Origin of the sequence: Terrabacter sp. Soil811 (assembly GCF_001429655.1) — a bacterium.
In the GTDB taxonomy this organism is placed as follows: domain Bacteria; phylum Actinomycetota; class Actinomycetes; order Actinomycetales; family Dermatophilaceae; genus Terrabacter.
This window is the reverse complement of record NZ_LMSX01000012.1, coordinates 153,481-176,992: the sequence shown is the minus strand read 5'-3', so window position 1 is coordinate 176,992 and position 23,512 is coordinate 153,481. Positions and strand designations below refer to the sequence as shown.

The window sequence follows — 23,512 nt, the reverse complement described above, 5'->3', positions numbered from 1 at the left end:
CCGGGGGATCCAGTGGGAGTGACTGGGGTGCCCCGGGGGCCGGACTGGGGGTTACGGGTAGTACTGGTCGGAGCCGGAGTCGTACCGTGCGGCAGTCCCGGATCCGGTCGGCCTCGCCTGGTTGTCGATGTCGCGCGCTGCGGCGGTGACGGTCGCGGTCCACTGGGCGGTGATGCCCAGGAACGTCTGGCTTCCGTAGACGACCGAGGTCTTCCCGCGGCCCTTGGCGTAGGCCGTGGCTGCCGTCCCCGAGAGGTGGTAGTCGGCCCGCAGGCGAGGGGGCAACAGAGCCGTGACGATGGCCGCCTCGCGGAAGGCCGGGAAGGTGCGTGCGGCGAGGACGGTGACCGTCAGCTCGGGCGTCGGGTCCTTGAAGCCCGGCGTGTCGCTGATCGTGACGTGGTCCCCGCCGTCGGTGCCCGCCGTCGTCTGGATGACCCCACCCACCGGGTGGAGCGTCCCCGGGCCGCCGACGACCGCCATGTCCCAGGGGTCGACCGAGTTCGTCGAGCCGTCGGGCAGGGTGCCGCCGATGCCGTAGACGTAGCCGCCTACGTAGGTGCCGGCGCGGTTGTCGTTGAAGACGTTGTCGAGGAGCACCGGCTTGCTGAACGTCGACTGGCCGGTGACCCTGAGGAGCGCGAAGGCACCTGCGCCGCCGCTGTTGAGCCTCGCCATGAGCGGGTCGCTGTTCGGCCCGGTCGCGAGGCCTGCCGGGGCCGGGAGACCGTCCGAGGTGACCGCGGTCGCCGTCGTCATGTTGCCCGCGACGGTGTTGTCGACGAAGTTGACGAACGGCGCGTCGTCGAGGGCGATGCCGCCGCCCTCGTGGGCCGACACGTTGTTGGTGACGGTGTTGTTCGTGATGGTGATCGTCTGCGGGTCGGCCTTGGTGACGTGCGTTCCGGCCACCTGGAGCAGTCGGATGCCGCCGCCGTCGTCGCTCGCGAGGTTGGCGTCGATGACGTTGGCGTCGATCGTCGCCTCGCCCGTACCGGGGCTGAGGCCGGTGGGGCTCGACGGCAGCTCGCCGGCGAGCATCACGGCGCCACCCTCGTCGTAGGAGCTGTTGAACCAGATGGTGTTGCCGGTGATGGTGCCGCCGTTGTTGCCACCCGTGTTCGACATGTAGCCGAAGGCCGTCATCGCGCCGCCGTACTCCGCGGAGAAGTTGCCGCAGATGGCGTTGTGCAGGACCTTGTAGCCATCGCTGCCGGTGAAGAGGCCGATGCCGCCGGCGAGGTTGGTCCCGCCGTTGTTGAGCACCTGGTTGTCGGCGATGAGGGTGTCGTAGTTGCGGTTGTCGCCGGTGTAGGGCGTGCCGACGCGGATGCCGCCGCCGTAGCTGCCGCTGTTGCCGACGATGACGTTGTCGGTGATGCGGACGCTGCGGTTGTTGTTGTGCAGGTAGATGCCGCCGCCCTGGGTGACGAGCGCGCCGGCCGCACCGTACGGCGTCGTGACGCCGCCGGTCAGCACGTTGACGTTGCCGGGGAAGTCGGACTGGGCGCCGCCGGTGACCTGCAGCCCGTCGATGGCGACGGGGTATGCCGTGTCGCCCACGTTGGCGCGCGCCGGGTCGTCGAGCACGGTGATCGTCGCGGCGTCGGGCACGTCGAGCTCGCCGCTGTAGGTCAGCGTCCCGAGCCGGGTGATCCACGCCGTGCCGCCGGGCAGGTCAGGGCTGAAGCCGGACCCGTCGATGATCGAGCCGGGCACCCACCGCTGGGAGCCGTCGGCGTTGGTCGTGAAGCCGCCGGGACCGACACCCTGGATGGCGACACGGTGGTGGACGAGGAGGTTCTCGTTGTACTCACCGCGCGGGTTGAGCGCGGTCGCGGCGCCCGGCCACACGACGACGAGCCAGTGCCGCCTCGTCGAGGACGGCGTGGCCGCCTCGAGCGCGGCCTGGACGGTGCCGTACGCCTTGCCCGGCCCCACCTCGACGACGCGCGGGTTGGTGGCGGTCGTGCCACTGGTACTCGTCTGGGTGCCGAGGTTCCAGACCGTCAGGCCGTTGTACGTCGAGCGCTTCGACCCGTTGGTGACGGTCACCTTGAGGGCGCCCGCTGTCGTGGTCGACAGCGTGGGCACCGTGAACGTGATGCTCGTGTCGGACCACGGCCCGACTGTCACGGGGACGTTCGTGCCGGCGCTGTTCGTCAGCGTCACGGTGCCGGTGCCGCGGGTCGCCCCGAAGCCCGTGCCCGTGACGGTCACGGTGCGGTCGGCGGCCGCCGACGAGGGACGCACATACGGCCGGCTCACGGCGAGCAGCTGCGGGTCCGTCGTGCCGAGGTTGCAACGCGCCGGGTTCGACGCGGTGGTCCCGGGGGCGAGCACCGTCGCGGCGGCCTGGGTGGGCGCTGTGTCGGTCACGGTGTAGAGACCGGGCCAGCCCTGGAAGTTTGTGCTGATCGTCCGGTAGGCCGGGTTGTAGTCCGGGTTCGGGTCACCCGGTCCTCCCGGGTCGTTGCCCGTGAAGCGGTACATGTTCGGGCAGGGACCGGCCGGGACCGGGCAGTTGTACGTCCCGGTCGAGGGCTCGAGGGCCTCGTAGAAGCCGTTGAAGTCGGTGTGCGTCGTGTCGACGAGACGTCCGCTCCAGTCGTAGAGGCCGACGGGGACGTTGGGCAGGCCCTGGGCCTCGCCGTAGTTGGCGCTCCGCTTGTCGAGGGACAGGCCGAGGTCGTTGATCGTCAGGCCCCAGAAGTGCGTGGGGATCGGGACGGGCGTGTAGAGGTTGAAGTTCGGGGCGACGGTCTGGCCGCTGCGGACGGTGATGAGCTTGGAGTCGCACAGGGGCCGGTCCTGGCCCTCGAAGGGGCTGCCGCCGCCGTCGAGGAAGGCCGGGTTCGTGACGCGCACGGTGTGGAGCGCGCCCGCGCAGCCCGAGATGATGCCGGCTCCCTGCGACGGGGGCTGCGACGGGGGCAGCGGGTCGTTGCCGGTGCCGGGGCCGTCGGAGGCCGCCTCGGCCACGGTCGGCGGGAAGTTCTCCTGGGAGAGGTAGCTGTCTCCGTCGAAGACGTTGACGTCCTCCTCACGGGTGACCTGGTACATCGGCTTGCCGTCGACCGGGTCGGTCGGGATCTCGACCGAGGTGATGTAGTCACCCGCGGGGAGGTCTCCGAAGCCGTAGTTGCCGTTGACCGTCTGGCCGGCTGCCCCGGGCGTGCTGTCGGACGGGCCGACCTGCACTCCCATCATCGGCGCCTCGACGCAGAGGTTGTTCGCGTCGGGCCCGGACTCGGGCAGGGCGAGCTGGTCGGTCAGCTCGGTGCCGTCCCACTGGCGAGCGGTGCAGCCCCGCGGCGGGGCCCACTCCTCGCTCGGGTACTGGTCCTGCACCTCGGCGCCCTTGACGAGCGCGCCGCGCTCGGGATCGGCGTTCGCGATGGTCGCTGGGGCCGTGGGGTCGGTCTCGTGGGCCGGGTTGGGCACCGACAGCGGCACGATCGCCTTGCCCTGGCGGCACGCGTTCGCCTTCTCCTCGGCCGTCGTGGCCGTGCAGGGCACGGAGGCGTAGACGTGGACGTTCACGTCGGGGATGCCCGGCTGGTAGTCCTCGCTCACGGCGTCGGCGGGGTCGAGCTCGTTGCGCGTCACGTCGTAGGACACGGTGGCGGCGATGCCGCCGTTCTCGTGCGTCGCGTACGGCTCGACGCCCCAGTCGATGCGTCCCGAGAGGCCGATGACGGGCAGGAAGTCGATGTCGACGAGCCCGCCGAGGATGGTCGTCGGGGAGTCCTCGTTGTCCGCCTGGTAGGTCACGCCGGTGGTCCGGTAGCGGGTGTTGAACGCCTCGAGGACGAGCCACTTGCTGAGCGGGTAGCCCTCCTTGATGTCGTAGACACCGTCGTCGCCGGTGTTGACGAGGTTCGTGTACTGGTCCATGAGCGAGTTGTCGCGCTCGCGGACGGTCAGCGTGAAGCCGGGGACCGGAGCCTCGCCCGGGTCGCGCTTGCCGTTGCCGTTGTCGTCGACGAAGACGGTGCCGCGCACGTGCGTGAACCAGCCGACGAGCATCTTGTTGCCGACGTCGACGAGGTCGCCGCCGGACACCTCGACGTTGAAGCTCCAGAGGATGTAGTCCTGCGCGTCATCCCAGATCGTCAGCTGGTAGGTGCCGTCCGGGACGTTCTTGATGTCGAAGGAGCCGTTGGCCGCGCCCCGCCCGACGTAGACGGCCGCGTCCCCACCGGTGAGGTCCGAGAGCGCCACCCACGGCGACGCGATCGGGCCGGCGTACTTCGACCCGGCCCAGCCGGTCTCGGGGACGACCTGGCCGTTCTGCCCACCGACGTAGGGCAGGCCGGCGACGGCGACGCCCTTGACCTCGCCGGTCGCGGTGGACGTGGGCATGGCCTTGACGCGGACGAAGCCGAACTGCGTCGCGGGCACGGGCTCGGCGCCCTTGATGAACTCGGTGTCGAGGCCGGTGTCGCCCTCCTGCACCCAGATGTCGTGGTCGTGGCCGCCCTCGAGGGTCGTCGTCTGGACCCAGCCCGACTGGCCGGCGGGCGGGGAGACGGTGGCGCCGTAACGGTTCGGGCCGAGGTTGGGGATCGTGATGACGCCCGAGGCGTCGCTCGTGCACTTGCCGGTGGAGCGGGTCGTGTCGACGACCGGCTTGCCGTCGGTGCCGAACGTCATCCGTCCGGCGGCATCGTGACGGTAGACGGTGCACAGGGCGTTGCCGTAGTAGTCGGTGCTCACCGGCCCGAGGACGTCGGAGAGGTTGCCGGTGAAGCCGGACAGACCCCGCTCGGCATCGGCCTCGTAGGTGCCGTCCGCGGGGACGTTGTCGTTGAAGACCTGGATCTTGATCGTGGCGAGCGGCAGGGGCAGCGGCTGCATCGCGACGTCCACGAGGCCCTTGAGCCCCGCCTTGACGGTGAAGTGCGCGCCGTCGATCTTGTAGCCGTCGGCCGTGACGGAGATGAGGTACTTGCCGGGGGCCAGACCCTCGAGGACCTTCGCGGAGTCGAGGTCGGCCTCGGAGCCTTGCGCGACGATCTTGGAGAATCCGGACGTGGGCCGCACCGACGGCCACGGGCAGCTGTCGGCATAGGGCTCGGTCGGGTCGCCCGCCTGTGGGCTGGCCGGCTTCGTGCTACCGCCGGGCGCCCGCGACGGCAGGCACCGGTCGAGGAGCGGCGCGTCGGCCGTGCCCGGGTCGCCGGTGCTGTCCTCGTTGACCATCCACTGGTATGCCGTGACGTGGTCGCCCTTGTGGATGAAGCCCGGCCCGGCGCCCACGGAGCGTGCGCTCGCGACGGTCAGGGTGATGCAGCCCTTCCCCGCGGCAGTCGTCGTCGGGCAGGGTCCACCCGTCGGAGTGGTCACCGCCGGTGCCGCGGCCGGTGCCGCGGCGGGCGCCGCGGGCGCGACCGCCGGTCTCGGCGCGGCTGCCGCTGCAGCCAGCGGTCCACCGACCTGGGCCACCCCCGCGATGGCGAGTGCGGTCAGTCCGGCGATGATCGGGACGCAACGCCTACGCAGCCTTGGCATGTCCACGGCAACCCCCACGTGATGCTCTGCAGGGCTCGGTGCGAGCCCGTCGTCCCGAGAACGTCGCACGCGCCGTCATGGCGCTCTGCCGAGATGGGTCGACGGCTCAGGCAACTGTCATCGACGGGGTTGGTCTCGGCTCAGGGACCTGTCATGCCGTTGCCAGCCCGCCGTCATGTTCCTGTCATGTTGGCGCCCGATTTGCGCTGATAGATGCGGGTCTCGACCACGGATTTCCCAGCTCTGTGACCTTTCCCACTCCGCCGTCACACGCTCGGATCCATACTTGGCGACAGATCGGGGAGGGGGGACTTTCATGGCAACTGTCATGGTGGTCGACGACGAGGAACGCGTACGCACGTTGCTGGCGAAGTCGTTGTCGTCCCAAGGACACTCGGTGGTGACCGCTGCCTCGGCCAACGCCGCGATAGACCGGCTCGCGTCGAGGGACGTCGATCTCGTCGTGCTCGACCTCGTGATGCCCGGGCTCAACGGCATGGCCGTGCTCAACGCGATCAAGGAGCGCAAGCAGACGACGCCGGTGATCGTGCTGTCGGGCGTCACCGACGTGGGAGCCCGGGTGGAGGCGCTCGACCGCGGGGCCGTCGACGTCGTGTCCAAGCCGTTCAGCCTGACCGAGCTCATGGCTCGCGTCCGACGCAACGTCGGGGCGGCGCGCGCTCCCGCTGACGACGGCTTCCTCGAGGTGGCCGGCATACGCCTCGACGTCGGGCGCCGCCGGGCGACGTTCAGGGCGCGCAGCGCCGCCCTCACCGAGCGCGAGCTGAGCCTGCTCGCACACCTCATGCGGCGCGCCGGCCAGGTGTGCCACAAGGAGGAGCTGCTCCACGACGTCTGGCACCTCGACTTCGACCCGGGCAGCAACGTCGTCGAGGTGTGCGTCGGCAGGCTCCGCGCCAAGCTCGGCCAGGACATCCCGGTCGAGACGCTGCGCGGCGTCGGGTACGGGCTCTACGAGGACGCCTGATGGGACGGCACCGGATGGTCCTCGTCTGGAGTGTCATCGCGGCGCTCTGCTCGGCCGCGATGATCGCGCTGCCGGGCAGCGAGACCGTGCCGTACCACATCGCCTGGGCGGCCTTCGCGCTCTGCTTCGGCCTCGAGCAGTGGAGCCCGCGGTCCACGTGGGTCGGCCTCGGCGTCTTCACCTTCGTGACCGGCGCGATCCTCGTCTACCGCGTCATGACCGACGTCCTCGAGTGGCAGGAGACCACCGAGATCCCGCTCATGCTGTTGCTCATGGCGCTCATGATCTGGCACGTGCGCCGTCGTCAGCAGGCGCTCTCGGATCTCACGGTCAACGCGGCCCGGGAGCGCGCCGACTCGACGATGCGTGAGCTGCTCACGCTGCGCACGTCGCACGAGATGCGGTCGCCACTCATGATCTCCCGCGGCTACCTCGAGATGCTCATGGACCGCACGCCACCCGGGGAGGACCACGCCGACCTCCAGGTCGTCGACGAGGAGCTGGCGCGGCTCACCCGCGTGTGCGAGCGGCTCGTGCGGAGCATGCGCGTCGGCTCCGACCTCGAGGTCACCGAGGTCGAGCTCGACTCGGTGCTCCACCAGACGGCCGAGCGGTGGTCGGCCGTCGCCCAGCGAAGCTGGAAGGTCGAGTCGTCGGCGCTCACGCTCCAGTGCTCGAGCGAGCGGCTGCGGGCCTGCCTCGACACCCTCATCGAGAACGCCTTGCGCTACACCGCGCACGACGACGACACCGTCCTCCTCTACGCCCGCCCGATGCGCGGCGCCATCGCTATCGGGGTCGCCGACTCCGGCCGCGGCTTCACCACCGACATGCTGCGCTCGGCCGCCGGTCAGGACCTCCCGAGCAGCGTGCTCGACGGCGTGCGCGACGACCTCTCCCAGACCGGGCTCGGCCTGTCCCTCGTGCGCGACGTCGCGACGCGACGCGGCGGGTGGGTCCAGCTCGGGGTCTCCGCGTGGGGCGGTGCGGACGTCGCGATGATCCTCCCGGTGCGTCCCGCGGTGCCCGCCCTGCCCGTCGCGCGCCCGACAACGGTCATCGCCCCGGAGGCCGCCGAGCAGGTGTCGTTCTGGCGCTCCGGAGTGCGGCGCGAGCCGGACACCGGGACCGGGGCACGCAGCGCCTGAGGGTTCAGTCCCCGCGCGACCACCGCAGCCGCACCCGCTGGCCGGGGCGCAGCTGCGCGGCGAGCGCGATGGCTCGTGAGGTGAGCACGGCGACGACGGGGTAGCCGCCGGTCACCGGATGGTCGGCGAGGAAGACGACGGGCTCGCCACCGGGTGGCACCTGCACCGCCCCGGGGACCATCCCCTCGCTCGGGAGCTCGCGGTCGGCATACGCGGGCAATCGCTGGATCGCGTTGCCCTCCAAGCGGATTCCCACGCGGTTGCTGCGCGAGGAGACCGCCCAGGAGGTCTCGTCGACCCCGGTGAGGTCGCACCAGCCGGCACGGGGGCCGGGCACGACGTCGAGCACCACCTCGCCGTCGGTGAGGCTCGGTTGCGGTGCCACCTCGACGACGGGGAACGTGGCTGGTGGCGGCCCGATCGGGAGCAGGTCACCGGCGCCAGGCAGCGGCGGACCCACGCGCGCCAGGGTGTCGGTCGCGCGTGAGCCCAGCACCGGCGCGACCGTGACGCCGCCACGCACCGCGAGCCACGTGCGCAGGCCGGCAGCGGGCACCCCGAGGGTGAGCACGGCCCCGTCGACGAGCGCGACGGGGGCGCCGTGCGGGACCGGCCGTCCATCGACGTCAGCGGGGCAGGGCGCGCCGGTGAGCGCGACGAGCAGGTCACCATGGGCGCGCACCGAGAGCCCGCCGAGGGTGACCTCGAGGGACGCGGGCGCCGGCCCGCTCGCCTCGTGGGGGGCGAGCAGGTGCCCGACGAGCCGCAGACCGAGGAGGTATGCCGTCGGGTCGGCCGCACCGGAACGGCCCACCCCCGCGTCGGCGAGACCCGGGCGGCCGAGGTCCTCGACGAGGGTGAGCGGCCCGGTGGCCAGCACCTCGAGCCCCCGCCGCCCGACGTCCCCACCCACCCGAGGCCCCCCAGAGTCGAGTGGCCCCGTCGTCCCCTGAGCCCCACCCACCCGAGACCCCCCGGAGTCGAGTGGCCCCGTCGTCCCACCCATCCCCGTGACGGGTGGGACGGCCGGAGTCACGGGGCCACTCGAGGAGGTCTGGTCGACGTCGACGAAGCGGACCGACGTGCCCGGCGCGAGCAGCGCGGGCGGGTCGCGGTCGACGTCCCACAGCACGGCGTCGGTCGTGCCGATGAGCTGCCACCCGCCGGGGGAGTCCTGGGGGTAGATGCCACTGAAATCGCCTGCGAGAGCGACGGATCCGGCTGGGACACGTGTGCGTGGCTCGCCGCGACGCGGCACGTGCAGGCGCGGGTCGCCGTCGACGAGATAGGCGAAGCCGGGCGCGAAGCCCCCGAACCCGACCCGCCACGTCGTGCCCGTGTGGGCGCGGACGACCTCGTCGCGGGTCAGTCCGGTGAGGTGGGCGACCTCGTCGAGGTCGGGCCCGCCGTAGTGCACCGGCACCTCGACCACGACCTCAGCCGCGTCGGTCGGCGGGGCGACCGCCACGGTCAGGCGGGTCGCCTCGTCGAGGCACGCCAGGCCGACGTCCGACCGCCGCCCAGGGTCCCGGAGCACGACGAGGACGGTGCGCGCCCCGGCCACGAGGTGGTCGACGGCCTCCCAGACACCTGCGGCACGCTCGACCATCGGTGCCAGGTGGGCACGCAGGGCGAGCGCGGCATCGGTGTCGGCCACCTCGACGAGCAGGGCTGCGCCGCCCATCGGCAGCAGCCGGGCCTCCACGCTCAGCCTGCGAAGGGGCGGATCTCGACGCCGGACTGCTCGAGCGCAGCGCGCACGGCCCGCGCCATCGCCACCGCGCCGGGGGTGTCGCCGTGGATGCACACCGACTCGGCCCGCACCTCGACATCGGCGCCGTCGACGGCGGTCACGAGGCCCTCCTGCGCGAGCCGGACGACGCGGGCGGCCACCTCCCCAGGGTCGTGGAGCAAGGCTCCGGGCTCGGTCCGCGGGACGAGGCGCCCGTCGGGGGTGTACCCGCGGTCTGCGAAGGCCTCGGTGACGGCGCGCAGCCCCGCGTCCGTCGCGAGCTCGAGCACGAGGCTGCCGGGCAGGCCGAGGACGGGCAGCGACGTGTCGACGGCCACGACGGCGTCGACGAGCGCCCGGGCCTGCGCCTCGTGGTGGACGACCGCGTTGTAGAGGGCGCCGTGCGGCTTCACGTAGGCGACGTCGGTGCCCTCGACCTGGGCGATCGCGGAGAGGGCGCCCAGCTGGTAGATGATGTCGGCGGTCAGCTCGTCCGGAGGGACGTCCATGAAGCGGCGCCCGAAACCGACGAGGTCGCGGTAGGCCACCTGCGCGCCGACGACGACACCCCGCTCGGCGGCATACCGGCAGGTCGTGCGGAGGGTGAGCGGGTCGCCGGCGTGGAAGCCGCACGCGACGTTGGCGCTCGTCACGACGTCGAGCACGGCGGCGTCGTCGCCGAGGGTCCAGGCGCCGTAGGACTCCCCGACGTCGGCGTTGAGGTCGAGTCGCACGACCCGATCCTCCCGCACGCCGGCCGGCTCCGCCGCGGCGTTCACCGCAGGCCTGCGTAGTGCTCGGGCAGGCGTGCCGAGTATGCCGTCAGCAGCTCGCGCGCGACGGTGACCGAGTCGACGAGCGGGTGAAGCGCAAAGGCTTGCACCGCAAGGGATCTCGACTGCTCGACGGCGGCCCGGATGACGAGCTCGTCGACGGCCTTGACCTGCTGCACGAGCCCGAGCGCGTGGCCGGGGAGCGGGCTCACGGTGACTGGGACCGGCCCGGCCGCGTCGACCCGGCACGGCACCTCGACGACGGCGTCGTCCGGGAGCCCCACGACGGCGCCGCCGTTGCGGACGTTGAGGATGAGGCGCGCCGGCTCGTCGCGCGCGATCGCGGCCATGAGCGCGAGCGCCACGCCCTCGTAGCCCCCTCCCTCGACGTCGGCCTCGGCGCGCTCCTGCGTGTGCCCGTCGTCGGTCTCGCGGGTCTCCTGCATGTAGGTCGCGTTGCGGTCGCGTCGCACGGAGTCCCAACGCTGCCAAGCCTGCTCGGGCTCGGCGGTCACCCGGGCGTAGAAGTCGGCCTGCTGACCGACGAGGTACTCCCCGCGCGTCTGCGGCGCCCCGGTGATCTGGGCGATCGCGTCACGGGTGAAGTAGTAGTAGAAGAGGTACTCGTTCGGCAGGGCACCGAGCGTCCTCAGCCACTCGGTGCCGAAGAGCTGGCCCTCCTCGATGGCTCCGAGCGCGACGTCGTCCGCGAGGAGGTCGGGGAGCAGGTCGCGGCCGTCGTGGCGCAGCCCGGCGAGCCAGCCGAGGTGGTTGAGCCCGGCGTAGTCGATCTCGAGGTCGTCGAGATCGTGGCCGAGGGCCCCGGCCGCGCGCTTGGCGAGGCCCAACGGGGAGTCGCAGATGCCGACGACCCGCGCACCGAGCACCGACTGCATCGCCTGGGTCACGAGCCCGGCCGGGTTGGTGAAGTTGATGACCCACGCGTCGGGCGCCAGACGGCGTACGCGTTCGGCGACGTCGAGCGCCACCGGCACGGTGCGCAGGCCGTAGCCGACACCCCCGGGGCCGGTCGTCTCCTGTCCGAGGAGGCCGAGGTCGAGCGCGATCCGCTCGTCGGCGGTGCGGCCCTCGAGACCTCCGACCCGCATCGCGGAGAAGACGAAGTCGGCACCCGCGAGCGCCGTGTCGAGGTCGGTCGTCGCCGTGACCGTCGGCGGTGCGGTCGCCGCGCCGGCGTCCCGGGCGGCCTGGGCGGCGAGCACCCGTCGCATGACGTCGAGCCGCGCGCCGTCCGTGTCGTGCAGGACGACCTCGGTGACGCGCCGGTCCGCGGGGTCGCGCAGCAGCGCGCCGTGGACGAGCGGCACGCGGAACCCGCCCCCGCCGAGGATGACCAGCTTCATGGCAGCACCACCCTCGGACCGTACCAAGGTGTGACGACGGGGCCACTCGACGTGGGCGACATGGGGACGAACTGCGCCGACACGGCATACGACCGTGGGAAAACCCGGCGAGTCGCGGACGGCAGTGCGGGATCATGGGGGCGTGCCGCCCCACCACACGTTCGACCCGCTCGCGTCTCGTCGCACCGCCGACGAGCCGGCTCTCGACGTGTTCGTCTGGGGCACCGTCTTCCTCGACATGATCTTCGCGGGGCTGCCGAGCGCGCCGAAGCCGGGCACCGAGGTGTGGGCCGAGGGGCTCGCCTCGTGCCCCGGCGGCATCGCCAACCTCGCCGTCGCCACCCGTCGTCTCGGCCTGCGCACGGGTCTCGCGGCCGCCTTCAGCGACGACGACTACGGCGACTTCTGCTGGCGCACCCTCGAGGAGCAGGAGGGTATCGACCTCGCCCGGAGCCGCCGCTTCGCCGACTGGCACAGCCCCGTCACCGTCTCGATGTCGGTCGACCGCGACCGCAGCATGGTCTCGCACGGTCACCCGTCACCCGTCGCCGCCGCCGAGCTCATCGGGACGCCCCCGCGGTCTCGCGCGGTCATGGTCGACCTCGGCGAGGACGAGGCCTTCGGCGCGAGCGGCCGGACCTGGGTCGACCGGGCGCGCGACGACGGAGCGCTCGTCTTCGCCGACGTCGGCTGGGACCCCAAGGAGGAGTGGTCGCCGCACGTGCTCGACCGGCTCGAGCGCTGTGACGTCTTCATGCCCAACGCCGTCGAGGCGATGGCCTACACGGGCACCCGGTCGCCCGTCGAGGCCGTCTACGCCCTCGCCGACCGCGTGCCCGTCGCCATCGTCACCGACGGCGCCAACGGGGCGCTCGGCATCGACGCCCGCACGGGCGAGGAGTCCCAGGTCCCGTCGCTGCGGGTGCAGGAGGTCGACCCGACCGGCGCCGGCGACGTCTTCGGGGCCGCCCTGCTCGTCGGCACGCTCGCGGAGTGGCCGCTCGAGCAGCGGATGACCTTCGCGAGCCTCTGCGCGGGCCTCGCGCTCCAGCAGTACGGCGGCTCCCTCGCCGCACCCGGTTGGGGTGACCTCGCCGACTGGTGGACCGCCCTCGTCTCCGACACGAGCGGCGACGCCTACCACCGCTCGCTCCGGCGCCGGTTCGGCTTCCTCGACGAGATCGTGCCGCGGGTGCCGGTCACGGCGTGCCGTCGCGCGACCGCGACGATCGCCAAGCGCGCCGATGTGCAGGACCTCGACTGACCGTCGTCCGCTGCCACGCGGCACGATGGTGACGTGACCGAACTGCCCGCCGAGCTCCCCGCCGAGCTCCCCGCAGAGCTGCCCGTTGACGTCGGCGACCTCGCGGCCCTCGACCTGCGTGCGGCGCAGGTGCAGCACTGGTCGATCGCCGGCGACTCCTTCACGTGGACCCTGCTCGCCGGTGACACCGGCCGGGGCCACGAGCTCGCCAGCATCACCTACGTCGGCGCCGTCGTGCTCCACACCAACCGCCGCGACCTCGACCGTGCCGTCGCGGCCGCCGCCGAGGTCGAGCGGTCCGAGGTCGTGCCCACCACCGACGGCGGCTTCGAGCACCGGGTCACGCTCGTGCCGGCCTACCCGCTCGTCGTCCGCTTCTGGAGCGTCGAGGTGCGCCGGATGCCGGCACCCGACCACCTGCGGCGCCTGCGCTGACCCGGAGACCGCGCCACCCGGCATACGCCATCAGGGGCGACGGCACCATCGACGACCGGGCCCCGGGGTGCCATGGTGAGTGGATGGAGAAGTCGTCGTTGACCGCCCTCGCCCGGGAGCTGCTCGAGCACGCCAGGACGACCTCGAGCGGTCGCGGCGCCGACACGGTCTACGGCGGCCACGAGCACGTGCTGCGCCAGACCGTCGTCGCGCTGGCGGCAGGTCGGTCGATGACCGAGCACGAGAACCCCGGCGAGGCGACGGTGCAGGTGTTGCGCGGACGGGTGCGCATCAGCACCGCCGACGCGGCCTGGGAGGGCGCGCCGGGTGACCTGCTCGTCGTCCCGCAGGCGCGCCACTCGCTCGAGGCACTCGAGGACTCTGCCGTGCTCCTCACCGTCGCCAAGCTGCCCTGACCCGGGCTGCACGGCCCACGCCGTGGGTGGCCGTGACGCGGCGGTGCGCGGTGGATCACCGGCAGCACACGCCGGCGATCCACCGCAGTCAGTCGCCGCCGATGCCGGTGCGCTCGACGCCCTCGACGATCCAGCGCTGGAGGAAGAGGAACATCAGCAGCAGCGGCACGATCGCGACGAGCGCGGCCATGAACAGCTGGCTGACCTGCACCGACTGCGCCGTGAGGAAGGTGGACAGCGCGATCTGCACCGTCCACGACTCCTGGTCGCGGCCGATGACGAGCGGCCAGAGGAAGGCGTTCCACGAGCCGATGAAGGTGATGGTGCCGATGGCCGCGACGAAGCCGAACGAGTTGGGGACGACGATCTTCCAGAAGGTGCCCCAGTAGCCGAGCCCGTCGATGAAGGCCGCCTCCTCGATCTCCTTGGGGAAGCCGAGGAAGAACTGCCGGAAGAGGAACGTCGCGAGCGCCTGGAAGAGCCCCGGGATGATGAGGCCGCGCAGCGTCGAGATCCACCCGAGCGTCGACACGAGGACGAAGCTCGGCACGAAGGTCACGGCCGCCGGGATGAGCAGCGTGGCGGTGATCGTGTAGAAGACGGCGTTGGACCAGCGGTACGGGATGCGGGCCAGGCCGTAGCCGGCGAGACCCGAGACGACGAGCACCCCGATCGTCTGGGTCACCGCGATGAGGCCCGAGTTGAGCAGGCTGCGGGCCATCGGGATCGCCGGGTTGTCGAAGAGCCCGGTGAGGTTGGAGGTCTCCCAGACCGGCGGCAGCCAGTGGAAGTCGGGCGACCCGAGGTCCTGCTCGCGCATGAACGCGCTGCGCACGAGCAGGTAGAAGGGGACGAGGAAGAGCAGCGCCGCCGCGACGAGGGCGCTGTAGCGGGCCCACCCCGTGATCCGGGACTGCCGCTTGCTCCGGACGATCGCCATCAGTCGCCCCTGTCGCCCAGTCGGAGGATGCGGCCCTGCACCACGGCGACGATCGCGATGATGAGGGTGAGGATGACGGCTCCCGCCGACCCGTGGCCGAAGTCCTGGCCCGAGCCGAGCGCCGTGTAGTAGAGGTAGACGAGCGGCGGCCGGGCGTACGGCGGGTAGGTGCCGAACGTCGACAGGATGTTGTAGAACTCGTCGAACGCCTGGAACGCGTTGATGAGCAGGAGCAGCAGCACCGCCGTCGACGTCGCGCGCAGCTGCGGCAGGGTGATGTGCCGGAAGACCTTCCACCCCTCAGCGCCGTCGATCGCAGCAGCCTCGTAGAGCGTCGGGCTGATCCGCTGGATGCCGGCGAGGAAGAGGATCATGTAGAAGCCGACCTGCAGCCAGAGCCGCGCCGTGACGATGACGAGCCAGTACCACGGCGGGTCGGCGAGGCTGAGCCACGGGATCGAGTCGGCGCCGAACCAGCCGAGCACCGCGTTGGCCAGGCCCGAGCGGATGCCGCTGAAGATCGACATCTTCCAGACGAGCGCGGCGACGACGTAGGAGCACGCGGTCGGCAGGAAGAAGACCGACCGGAAGAACGACTGCATGACCCGGGTGCGCGCGACGAGCAGCGCCGCCCCGAGGGAGATGACGAAGGTCGTCGGCACGATGAAGACGGCGAAGGCGAGGAAGGTGACGAGGCTGCTGCGGAAGGCCGGGTCGCGCAGCATGTCGAGGTAGTTGCCGACGCCGACGAACTTCGTGGGCGTGACGGTGTTGTAGGACTCGAAGAACGACAGGTAGATCGACCAGGCGATCGGGACGTAGACGAAGACGATCAGCCCGATGACGAACGGCCCGACGAAGACCCAGAACCACAGGTTGCGGTCCTGGCGCCCGCGCAGGCGGCGACCGAGCGACGGCCTCCCCGCGGTGGGGGGTGGCGTCGCCCGGTCGGCTGCCTTCCGCTGCGCGGCGCTGTCGTATGCCGCCGGGTCGGCCTGCGCTGTCAGGCGAGGACCCGCTTCAGCTCGGCGTCGGCCACGGTCTTGACCTTGGCGATCTCGCCGGCCGGGTCGGCGCCCTCCTTGACGATGCGGTTCATCGCGTCACCGAAGGCCGTGGCGCACTTGGGCGTCCACAGGATCGGGCTCTGCGCGTGGCCGACGTCGGTGGCGAGCTTGGCCGCCTCGGCCGCCTGCCCGCTCGTGAGCGTCGAGGCCTGGCCGATGAGGCTCGTGCGCGACGGGATGTGGAAGCCGTAGGCCGTCGCGAAGTCGAGCTGGTAGGCGGTCTGGTCGATCCACAGCCACTTGGCGAACTTCTTGGCGGCCTCGACGTCCTTGCTCTTGGCGCTGACGCACGAGCCGTAGGCGCCGACGGGGACCGACGCCTTGCCCTGGCCGTCGAGCGCGGGCCAGGCCATGACGCCGAAGTCGTCGCCGAGGCCCTTCTTGAGGTCGGGGAAGGTCCACAGGCCGGTGAACTGCATGGCCGTGAGCCCAGCGGTGAGCGCCGACGGGTCGAACCAGTCCTTGGGCGCCCCGAGGAGCAGCACCTTGGCGTCCCACATCTCGCGGAGCTTGCCGAGCGCGGTCGCGGCTCGCGGGTCGTCGAAGCCGAACTGGTTGTCCTTGGTGAGGTAGTCGAGCCCGGCCGACCACAGCATCGGGCCACCCATGAGGCCGGCACCGCCGTCGTTGCCGAGGAAGAGGCCCTTGACGTTGCCCTGCGTCAGCTTCTTCGCCGCGTCGATGAGCTCGTCGATGGTCTGGGGCGGCGTGATGCCGGCCTTGTCGAGCATCGACTTGCGATAGACGAGCAGCTGCATGTCGACGACCTGCGGGATGGCATACGTCTTGCCGTCGTAGGTCATCCGCTCGAGGATGCTCGGGTTGAAGTCGGACTTCGTGTCGCCGATGAGGTCGGTGAGGTCGACGACCTGGCCGCCCTTGATCATGTCGATGGTCGGGCCGTTGCCGTACTCGAAGACGTCGGGCCCGGCGTCGGTGAGCAGCGAGGCCGCGGTGGACTGGTCGTAGTCGCCGGGCTTCCAGCTGACCTTGACCGTGGCGTCCTTGTAGGCGGCGGCGTACTTCTCGACGGCCTGCTGCGTGCCGGCCTCGCCGTACTGGTGGTACCACTGGTTGAGCGTGGTCCCGCTGCCGCCTCCGGTCGCGCCACCGGTGGCTGCCGGCTCGCGTCCCGTGTTGCTGCCGCACGCGGCGAGCGCACCCGTGACCGCAGCGGCACCGCCGAGCGCGAAGAGCGAGCGCCGGGTGAGGTTGGCCCCGAGGGCCTGGCCGATCTCGCGACCGATCTGCTTGTCAGACATAGGTTCCCCTGCGTCCCTCCTGCCCGGGTGTGCGGGCACCGTTCACGACGGCGGGCGCTCGGCCAGTCTGCTCGACCTCGCCCACCCGGCGATCGTATGCCCGTTACCTCCGCGTATGCGGGATGGGCCACCCCCGGAGGTCAGCGCGGCTCAGATGGTGGCCGGGGAGTTGAGCGGGTTGTCGCTCAGGGTCTCGGGGGCCGTCTGGAGCAGCTGCTCGACGAGGAGCAGGGTCTGCTCGTCCTCGAGGGTCATGCGGCGGCCGAAGTGGCCGCGGGCCAGGGCCACGCCCGCACCGACGCGCAGGATGCTCGACCGGACGTCGGTCCGCGTGTCGGTGTCCATGCGTTCGAGCAGCCGGCTCACGGAGAGCAGGCCCGAGACGACCGGTCGGCCGTCGAGCTCGAACTCGTCGAAGAGCCAGAGGCGCTCGGCTGCGGCGGTGCCGAGCAGCTCGCGCCCGGGACCCTCGCTGCGCAGGGCCGCGTCGGTCACGGCGTCCCAGAAGGCGCCGCGCTCGTCGTCGTCGAAGCGGATGCGGCCGGCCAGGGCGCTCAGCACCCACACGGGGGCGAGCCGGAGCGTGAACCACTCCTGCTCCGACCACTGCTCACGCCACTGCGACACGACCGCCACCGCCTCTCACGCGCTCGGGGCACCTCCAGCGTACGACCGCCCCGCCCGTGAGGTCGTGGAGTCCACCGCTGGTAGACAGGAACCGTGCTCGACGACAACGCCGTCCTGACCGCCCCCACGGTCCTCACCCTGGTGGGCAGCTCCGGGCTGTCCGCCGAGGTCCTCGCCCACGGTGCCCTGCGCCGTCTCGAGGCCTTCGGCACCAGCCTGCTGCTGCACCCCGCGACCGTCGCAGAGGCGGGTCTGACGAACGTCCACCTGCGCGTGCACCGGCCGGACGGCATCCGTCGTCGGGCCCTGCTGGGTCCCGGCAGCGGCTCGGTCGTCACCTTGGTCGACGGCCAGGGAGACGGCGCCGTCGTCGTCACCGGCCGCCACGAAGGCCTCGACTACCGCCTCGTCCTCACGGTCGGCGACGGGTCACCCGAGACGCCGACGTGGCACTGGGACCTCGAGCTCACGAACACGACGGGCGAGCCCGTCACCGCCGACGCGGTGCTGACCCACGACCCCGCCCTGGCGCCCCTCGGCAACGTCCGGATCAACGAGTACTACGTCAGCCAGTACCTCGACCTCACCCCCGTCGCGACGGACGGCCACGGCACCGCCGTCGCCGTCCGCCAGAACATGCCCGGTGAGCGCGTCCCGTGGCTCATGGTCGGCACGACCGGCACGGGCACCGGCTGGGCGACCGACGCCCTCCAGCTCGCCCGCCGCACCGGCCCCGGTGTCGACTGGGCCGGGCTCGAGGCCGTCGACCTGCCGAGCGCGCGCCTCCAGCACGAGCACTCGCTCATCGCCCTGCAGGACGCCCCGGTCGAGATCGCACCCGCCGACACCCACCGCACCGGCTTCTGGGGCATCGCCCTCGAGGACCACCCCGAGGCCACGTCCGACGCCGACGCCCGCTGGGCCGACGTCGCGATCGCGGCCACCCCGACCCCGTGGGCGCCGGCGGGCGACGGCGCCCACGGCCAGGCTCTCGACGGTGCAGACGACGCCGCGACGCCGGCGACGCTGTGGTCGTCCAGCCCGGCCTTCGCGTCACGGGCACTCCACCGCGCCGAGCTCGGCGACGCCGGCCTGCTCGAGCACCGCACCGACGTCGAGACAGCCGACGACGGCACCGAGCTCGCGTGGACCGTCCGCGGCGGGCAGCTCGTCACCCCCGCCAAGGAGCTCGCGGTCCTGCGCCCGCACGGCCACCTGCTCCGCACCGGTGACACCTTCACGCCCGACTCGCGCTCGCTCGCGTCGACGGTGTGGATGGCCGGCACCTTCCACTCGCAGATCACCCGCGGCCACGTCGGCCGCGACCCGGTCGTGACGGGCCGCCGCACCTACCTCGGCCTCCAGCGGGCCCACGGCATGCGCCTCTTCGTCGAGGACGCCGACGGCACGTGGAGCCTCCTCGAGACCCCGAGCGCGTGGTTCACCGGCCTCGACCACTGCACGTGGTGGTATGCCGCCGCGTCGGGTCCCGTGCTCACCGTGACCTCGAGCGCGCCTGCCGACGAGCACGCCCTGACGCTCTCGGTCGGCCAGCACGGCGCGGCTCCGCGACGGGTGCTCCTCGCCCTCCAGGTCGCCGACGACCTGTCCGACGCCCCGTCGGTGGCGACGGCCGACGACCACCTCGACGTCACGACGGCGAACGACCCACGGCCGTGGCGCGTCTCGTGGACCGGGCCCGGCGACCCGAAGGTCGGCGACGCCCGGCTCCAGGCCGACGGCGTCGGTCGCGGACCGGGCTGGAGCACCGTGCTCTTCGACGCGAGCGAGCAGCTCGAGGTCGTCGTCCGCTCCTCCCCGGACGCCGGTGAGGCCGCGGCCGGCGAGGTCGTGCCCACGGGTGAGCACCTCGGGGCAGCCTTCTGGGACAAGGCCGGTCATGCCGTGACCCTCGACGGGTCGTCGCTCGGCGAGGCCGGCTCCCAGGCCGCGAACCTCTCGGCGGCGCTGCCGTGGTTCACGCACAACGCCTTCGTCCACTACCTCTCGCCGCGCGGGCTCGAGCAGTTCTCGGGCGGCGCGTGGGGCACCCGCGACGTCTGCCAGGGTCCGGTCGGGCTGCTCACGGCGCTCGGGCGCCAGGACGCCGTCCGCGACGTGCTGCTGCGCGTCTTCCGCGCCCAGAACGCCCGGGGCGACTGGCCCCAGGCCTTCGAGTTCCTCCCGCCGCTGCCCGAGACGGGCCAGCAGGACTCGCACGGCGACGTCGTCTTCTGGCCCGTCCTCGCGGCCGGTGACTACTTGCGCACGACCGGTGACGCGAGCCTGCTCGACGAGGCGGTCGCCTTCGTCGGCGACGACGCGCTCGGCGAGCCGGCCAGCGTGGCCGAGCACCTGCGTCGTGCGGTCGCGCGGATCGCGGAGTGCACGGTCCCCGGGAGCCCGCTGCCGGCATACGGGCACGGCGACTGGAACGACTCGCTCCAGCCGGCCGACCCGCACCTCGCGGCCCATCTCGTGTCCACGTGGACGGCCGTGCTCCAGACGCAGTCGCTGCGCACCCTCGCCGAGGGGCTGCACGCGGTCGGTGCGCCCGACGGCGCCTCGGCCCTGGCCGCCGACGCGGACGAGCTCGCCGAGCGCACCCACGACGCCCTGCTCGACCAGCTCGCGGCCGACCCCGTGCTGCCCGGTTACCTGCTGCAGCACGAGGACGGGCACTTCGAGCCGCTCGTCCACCCGAGCGACGAGCGCACCGGGCTGCACTACGGCGTGCTGCCGTGGATCCACGCGATCGGTGCCGACCTGCTGACGCCCGAGCAGGCGCGCCACCACCTCGACCTCATCGAGGAGCACCTCCTCGGACCCGACGGGGCGCGGCTCTTCGACCGGCCGGTCAGCTACGTCGGTGGGCCGATGACCGTCTTCCAGCGCGCCGAGGCGAGCACCTTCTGGGGCCGCGAGATCGGGCTCATGTACATGCACGCCCACCTGCGCTACGCCGAGGCGCTGGCGCGCGTCGGTGACGGCGCAGCCCTGCTCACGGCTCTCGCCAAGGCGAGCCCGGCAGGCCTGGACTCGCTCGTGCCGCAGGCCCGCCCGCGCCAGACGACGTGCTACTACTCCTCGTCCGACGGCGCCTTCACCGACCGCTACGACGCCTCGGAGCGGTATGCCGCGCTCATGGCCGGCGACGTGCCGCTCGAGGGAGGGTGGCGCGTCTACTCCTCCGGCCCCGGCCTCGTGCTGCGGCTCGTCACCGAGGTGCTCCTGGGCATCCGCCAGCGCGGCGACGACGTCGAGATCGACCCGGTGCTGCCGCCGAGCGGCGACGCCGGCGCAGGCGCCTCCGAGCTGACCGCGCGGCTGCCGCTGGCCGGGACCGACCTCACGGTCCGCTACGTCGTCGGGCCCGTGGGTCACGGTGTCCGCCGGGTCACCGTGAACGGGCGCGAGCTGAGCCTGCGACCGCTGACCAACCCCTACCGGCGGGCGGGTGCGGCCGTCCGGACCGCCGACCTGCTCGGGCTCCAGACTGCCCAGGCTGGCCGGACTGCCGAGACCACCGACGCCACCGCCCCGACCAGCGAGATCCTCGTGGAGACCCACTGACATGACCGACGTTACCGCCACGCCGCCCACCCGGCAGCGGCCGTGGCTCGATGCCACGCTGCCCGTCGAGGAGCGCATCGACCTCCTCATGGCCGAGATGACCCTGGCCGAGAAGGTCGGCCAGACCCACCAGGTCGCCAACATCAACCCGGACGACGACGCCGGCGAGATCGCGTCGGGCCGGATCAGCTCGAGCCTCTACGCCTCCGGCGCGACCGCCGGCAACGAGCGCGACGAGGGCGTCCTCGTCGGCAACATCGACGCCGCCCAGCGGCACGCCGTCAAGGGCAGCCGTCTCGGCATCCCGCTGCTCTTCGGCCGCGACGTCATCCACGGGCACCGCACCGTGGCGCCGATCCCGCTCGGGATCGCGGCGTCCTTCGACCCCGACGTCGCCGAGGAGATCGGCGAGATCGCCGCCCGCGAGGCCGCGGTCGACGGGGTGGCGTGGACCTTCACGCCGATGGTCGACATCTCCGAGGAGCCGCGCTGGGGCCGTGTCGCCGAGTCGCTCGGCGAGACGCCGGTGCTCTCGGGCCGTCTGGCGGCCGGCCTGATCCGGGGTTTCCAGGGCGACGACCCGAGCGACCCAGACCGTCTCGCGGCGTGCGCCAAGCACTTCGCCGGCTACGGCCTGGCCGCCGGTGGCCGCGACTACGACACGGTGAGCGTCGGCGAGAACACCCTGCGCAACCTGCACCTGCGGCCGTTCCGGTCGGCCGTCGATGCCGGCGTCCTCTCCGTCATGGCCGCCTTCAACGACGTCGACGGCATCCCGATGCATGCCCACGAGCACCTCGTCCGCGAGGTCCTCAAGGGCGAGTGGGGCTTCGACGGTGTCGTCGTCGCCGACTGGAACGGCATCGGCCAGATCGTCTTCCAGGGCGTCGCCGCCGACAAGCGGGAGGCCGCGGCCCTCGCGATCCGCGCCGGAGTGGACCTCGACATGGTGAGCGGCGCCTACCTCGAGCACCTCGAGGAGCTCGTCGAGTCCGGCGAGGTCGACCTGGCGCTTGTCGACGACGCGGTGCGCCGCGTGCTGCGCCTCAAGTTCCGCCTCGGGCTCTTCGAGCGTCCGTATGCCGCCCGGCCGGGTGCGTCGAACGCGCCGACCCCTTCGACGCGGGCCGTCGCGCTGCGTGCAGCTCAGGCCGCGCACGTGCTCGTCAAGAACGACGGCGTGCTGCCGCTCGACGACGACGCCGGGAAGGTCCTGCTCTCGGGGCCGTTCGTCGACGACGGCGACGCGCTGCTCGGCACGTGGGTCCTCGACGGCCGCGGCGAGGAGGTCGTCACTCCCGAGGCCGCCCTGCGCGAGCGACTCGGCGACCGGGTTACCGTGGCCGACGGCCGCTTCCCCGACGTCACCCTCATGCAGGCGCGCGCCGCCGACACGTCGGTGCTGCTCCTCGGCGAACACCGGTCCCGCTCCGGCGAGGCGCAGTCCGTCGTCGACATCGGCCTGCCACCGGGGCAGCTCGAGCTCGTGCGCGCCGTGGCGGCGTTCGGCAAGCCGCTCGTCGCCGTCGTCTACACCGGCCGCCCGCTGGACCTCACGGAGGTGCTCGACCTCGCCGACGCGGTGCTCGTCGTGTGGCACCCCGGGGTCGAGGCCGGCACTGCCCTGGCCGACATCCTGCTCGGCGACGCCGAGCCGCACGGCCGGCTGCCGATGACCTTCCCGCTCTCGACGCGCCACATCCCGACGAGCACCCACCAGCGCCCGACGGGCCGGCTCATCCGCGCCGACGTCGACCACCAGGAGGGCCGCTACGTCGACGCCCTCACCTACCCGCGGCTGCCCTTCGGCTTCGGCCTGTCCTACACGACCGTCGACTACGGGGCGCCGGTCCTGTCGTCGGCGACGATGACGACCGACGGGTCCACGACCCTCACCGTCACGGTGACCAACACGGGCGAGCGGCCCTGCCGCGAGGTCGTCCAGCTCTACTTCCGCGACCCCGTCGCCCAAGTGACCCGTCCCCTCGTCGAGCTGACCGACTGGGCGCTCGTCGACCTCGAGCCCGGCCAGGCGCGCGTGGTCACCTTCGACGTGCAGGCCGAGCAAACGGCATACGCAGGCCGTGACCTCACGACGCGCGTCGACGAGGGCGAGATCGTCCTGCTCACCGGGCCCGACGCGGCCCGCCTCCAGCCCGTGTCCGTCACCATCACGTCCCCGAAGGCCTCCTCAGCATGTACAGGGCGGCCCGAAGGGTGACAAAGGAGTCCCACCCTGGCCGCTCTGCTGCTGAAAATGAGTCGTCTTCGACTAGCGCCGAGCGCATCAAGAAACACGCCGGCAACGGAGCCCATCCCGCCCACTTTGACGCGATGCAACTCGACCCAGCCGCGAGAGATGCGGTAAGCATCGGACCAACGCCTTGGGGGCCCAACTACAGGTTTGCT

The 23,512-nt window shown here is 72.2% G+C and carries 15 protein-coding genes; 7 read left to right on the top strand and 8 right to left on the bottom strand.

Features of this window, described 5'->3' with window-relative positions:
- Positions 1 to 51 precede the first annotated feature (51 nt).
- Complete coding sequence (locus ASH01_RS20865; RefSeq protein ID WP_156415696.1) at positions 52 to 5,514, bottom strand: IPT/TIG domain-containing protein; 5,463 nt, start codon at positions 5,512 to 5,514, stop codon at positions 52 to 54.
- A 316-nt stretch (positions 5,515 to 5,830) separates the two neighbouring features.
- On the opposite strand from ASH01_RS20865, the gene ASH01_RS20855 reads away from it, so the two are divergent.
- Both ASH01_RS20855 and ASH01_RS20850 read left to right on the top strand, forming a co-directional pair.
- Complete coding sequence (locus ASH01_RS20855) at positions 5,831 to 6,502, top strand: response regulator transcription factor (protein ID WP_162263914.1); 672 nt, start codon at positions 5,831 to 5,833, stop codon at positions 6,500 to 6,502.
- Entirely contained in the window at positions 6,502 to 7,650 is a 1,149-nt protein-coding gene (locus tag ASH01_RS20850) for a sensor histidine kinase (protein ID WP_082620057.1), read from the top strand. The genes ASH01_RS20855 and ASH01_RS20850 overlap by 1 nt, the downstream gene beginning before the upstream one ends.
- 4 nt (positions 7,651 to 7,654) lie before the next feature.
- On the opposite strand, the gene ASH01_RS20845 is transcribed toward ASH01_RS20850, so the two are convergent.
- Genes ASH01_RS20845 through ASH01_RS20835 form a run of 3 tightly spaced genes read right to left on the bottom strand, consistent with a single transcriptional unit; the run spans position 7,655 to position 11,519 of the window.
- Positions 7,655 to 9,355 carry a carboxyltransferase domain-containing protein gene (locus ASH01_RS20845; protein ID WP_056780732.1) on the bottom strand — a complete coding sequence of 567 codons (1,701 nt, stop codon included), beginning with the start codon at positions 9,353 to 9,355 and terminating at the stop codon, positions 7,655 to 7,657.
- A 2-nt stretch (positions 9,356 to 9,357) separates the two neighbouring features.
- Positions 9,358 to 10,116, bottom strand: coding sequence for a LamB/YcsF family protein (locus ASH01_RS20840; RefSeq protein ID WP_082620068.1), 759 nt, complete (start codon positions 10,114 to 10,116; stop codon positions 9,358 to 9,360).
- 41 nt (positions 10,117 to 10,157) lie between these two features.
- On the bottom strand, positions 10,158 to 11,519 hold the full coding sequence (locus tag ASH01_RS20835; RefSeq protein ID WP_056780729.1) for a 6-phospho-beta-glucosidase: 1,362 nt from the start codon (positions 11,517 to 11,519) through the stop codon (positions 10,158 to 10,160).
- A 142-nt stretch (positions 11,520 to 11,661) separates the two neighbouring features.
- On the opposite strand from ASH01_RS20835, the gene ASH01_RS20830 reads away from it, so the two are divergent.
- From ASH01_RS20830 to ASH01_RS20820, 3 genes are all read left to right on the top strand, one after another.
- The gene (locus tag ASH01_RS20830) at positions 11,662 to 12,783 is read left to right on the top strand and encodes a carbohydrate kinase family protein (RefSeq protein ID WP_056780726.1); all 1,122 of its coding nucleotides are present in this window, start codon (positions 11,662 to 11,664) and stop codon (positions 12,781 to 12,783) included.
- Positions 12,784 to 12,816: 33 nt separating this feature from the next.
- Complete coding sequence (locus ASH01_RS20825; protein ID WP_056780724.1) at positions 12,817 to 13,218, top strand: hypothetical protein; 402 nt, start codon at positions 12,817 to 12,819, stop codon at positions 13,216 to 13,218.
- A gap of 83 nt (positions 13,219 to 13,301) precedes the next feature.
- Positions 13,302 to 13,634 (top strand): cupin domain-containing protein, encoded by a 333-nt coding sequence (locus ASH01_RS20820; RefSeq protein WP_056780721.1) that lies wholly within the window; start codon positions 13,302 to 13,304, stop codon positions 13,632 to 13,634.
- Positions 13,635 to 13,722: 88 nt separating this feature from the next.
- Here ASH01_RS20820 and ASH01_RS20815 read toward each other — a convergent pair whose 3' ends face one another.
- The 4 genes from ASH01_RS20815 to ASH01_RS20800 form a co-directional block, all read right to left on the bottom strand.
- Positions 13,723 to 14,574: a carbohydrate ABC transporter permease gene (locus ASH01_RS20815; protein WP_056780718.1), complete on the bottom strand. Its 852-nt coding sequence runs from the start codon at positions 14,572 to 14,574 to the stop codon at positions 13,723 to 13,725.
- Positions 14,574 to 15,299, bottom strand: coding sequence for a carbohydrate ABC transporter permease (locus ASH01_RS20810; protein WP_082620056.1), 726 nt, complete (start codon positions 15,297 to 15,299; stop codon positions 14,574 to 14,576). Before ASH01_RS20810 ends, ASH01_RS20815 begins: the two co-directional genes overlap by 1 nt.
- Before the next feature lie 278 nt (positions 15,300 to 15,577).
- Positions 15,578 to 16,903 (bottom strand): ABC transporter substrate-binding protein, encoded by a 1,326-nt coding sequence (locus ASH01_RS20805; RefSeq protein WP_056780713.1) that lies wholly within the window; start codon positions 16,901 to 16,903, stop codon positions 15,578 to 15,580.
- Positions 16,904 to 17,053: 150 nt separating this feature from the next.
- Complete coding sequence (locus ASH01_RS20800; RefSeq protein WP_156415695.1) at positions 17,054 to 17,530, bottom strand: hypothetical protein; 477 nt, start codon at positions 17,528 to 17,530, stop codon at positions 17,054 to 17,056.
- Positions 17,531 to 17,623: 93 nt separating this feature from the next.
- On the opposite strand from ASH01_RS20800, the gene ASH01_RS20795 reads away from it, so the two are divergent.
- Both ASH01_RS20795 and ASH01_RS20790 read left to right on the top strand, forming a co-directional pair.
- Entirely contained in the window at positions 17,624 to 21,103 is a 3,480-nt protein-coding gene (locus ASH01_RS20795; RefSeq protein ID WP_056780709.1) for a GH36-type glycosyl hydrolase domain-containing protein, read from the top strand.
- Between the two features lies 1 nt (position 21,104).
- Positions 21,105 to 23,324: a glycoside hydrolase family 3 N-terminal domain-containing protein gene (locus ASH01_RS20790; RefSeq protein WP_056780707.1), complete on the top strand. Its 2,220-nt coding sequence runs from the start codon at positions 21,105 to 21,107 to the stop codon at positions 23,322 to 23,324.
- The last annotated feature ends 188 nt before the right edge of the window (positions 23,325 to 23,512 follow it).